Origin of the sequence: Candidatus Hakubella thermalkaliphila (genome assembly GCF_013281975.1) — a bacterium.
GTDB lineage: Bacteria > Actinomycetota > Humimicrobiia > Hakubellales > Hakubellaceae > Hakubella > Hakubella thermalkaliphila.
Genome location: NZ_BLRZ01000295.1, coordinates 1 through 1,073 on the forward strand (window position 1 = coordinate 1; position 1,073 = coordinate 1,073).

At 50.3% G+C, this 1,073-nt stretch carries 2 protein-coding genes; both read left to right on the plus strand.

Annotated features, from left to right (window positions below; genetic code table 11):
* The coding region (locus HW443_RS11685) for a molybdopterin dinucleotide binding domain-containing protein (protein WP_176236492.1) at positions 1–186 on the plus strand (186 nt) is incomplete at its 5' end.
* 22 nt (positions 187–208) lie between these two features.
* Positions 209–604 carry a thioesterase family protein gene (locus tag HW443_RS11690; RefSeq protein WP_176231524.1) on the plus strand — a complete coding sequence of 132 codons (396 nt, stop codon included), beginning with the start codon at positions 209–211 and terminating at the stop codon, positions 602–604.
* The last annotated feature ends 469 nt before the right edge of the window (positions 605–1,073 follow it).

A 1,073-nucleotide genomic window follows, 5' to 3' on the forward strand; every position in this document is an offset into this window, starting at 1 on the left:
GTCACTTCCCGCCGCGGTTCACTGGAAACCAAAATACAGATAACCGACCGCGTACCTCCCGGCGTTGTCTGCATGTCCTTCCATTTTGCAGAGTCAGCCGTCAATATTTTAACCGACCCGGCAGTCTGCAACATGTCGGTAGTCTCCGGGCTCAAAGTCTCTGCGGTGCGCATCGAAAAGGTTTAATGCAACAAGGAGGCAGTAAAACATGCTGGAGAAAGGTTTGCGTGGCGAGGCGAAGATGGAAGTGGTGGCGGGCAATACGGCCAGCGAAGTGGGCAGCGGCAGTGTCCCGGTTTTTGCCACGCCCATGCTGGTGGCACTGATGGAAAGCGCGGCCATCGATGCTCTGCGGGACAAGCTGCCGGCGGGGCAGAGCACGGTGGGAACAAAGGTGGAAATTGTCCACACGGCGGCAACACCACTTGGCATGACGGTGACGGCCCGGGCGGAGTTGGTTGAAGTGGATGGCCGGCGTCTGGTCTTTACCGTGTCGGCACAAGACGAAGCTGGTCCGGTTGGAGAAGGCCGGCACGAGCGGTTTACTATTGACTTGGAAAAATTCATGTCCAGAGTCGAAAAAAGAAAAAGTTATAATGACTAGTTCACAAATACCACCAAATCGTTGACACTTTTGGAGACATTAAGAAGTCTCACCAAACGTTGACACTTGGGTACTCGCCCCATGGGGGCGCTTAATCCTAATTTGGCTCAGCCAGCGTTACAAAAGTGTCAACGCTGGCTGGACTGTGCCGAGATTAAAAAAGTGTCAACGTTTGGTGAGACAAAAACTGTCAACGATCGCTGAGACTTGTCAACTAGTGGGCTGCGGGTCCGGTGTGTTGCTGACCGTAGCCATGTTTTCATCGCCATTTCAGCAATAATTCTGATAGGAGGGGAATAGTAAAATTATTTTGAAATTACTAAAAATATTTTCCAAAAACTTCTGGAAAACCTATTGACAAAGACAAACTTCGATGATAGATTGAAAATGTCCCAAGAAGTTGATGCCGGAGCTTTTGAAAGTAAGTGTACCAGTAGCGGCTTGGACGGTGTGGACTGAAATGGTTGGT

Excerpts from the sequence above, each read along its gene's own strand:
- HW443_RS11690 (WP_176231524.1), top strand. The coding sequence starts at position 209 with ATGCTGGAGAAAGGTTTGCGTGGCGAGGCGAAGATGGAAGTGGTGGCG.